We start from the raw sequence: 246 nt of genomic DNA, 5'->3' as shown, positions 1-246 counted from the left end.
CAAAAACTGCAGAACTTTGTTATGGAAAAATTCAGCTAACAAAGCGTTTAAGAGTGATTCCAAACGCTTGCCGGTTTCGCTTCGCTCAAGTATGGCAAACGTTTGTCACACCTTAACGCGGCGTTATACGTTCAAAGGAGGAACGGTGGTAGTAATATATGGAATTAAAGAGCTTTTAAATCCGATCAAAGCTCAATTATCTGATGTAATTCAAGCATCTATGACTCAGGTTTTAGGGCTTCCTGA

General features: G+C 39.8%; 1 pseudogene. It reads left to right on the top strand.

What is annotated here, in order from left to right:
* Nucleotides 1–145: 145 nt before the first annotated feature.
* Nucleotides 146–246 (top strand): annotated as a pseudogene (locus tag EXZ60_RS19170) (tautomerase family protein); the annotation flags it as partial.

Source organism: Vibrio sp. 1151_11 (assembly GCF_029478525.1).
Classification (GTDB): Bacteria; Pseudomonadota; Gammaproteobacteria; order Enterobacterales; family Vibrionaceae; genus Vibrio; species Vibrio anguillarum.
The sequence above is the reverse complement of the archived record's forward strand: the minus strand, read 5'-3'. Positions and strand labels throughout refer to the sequence as shown.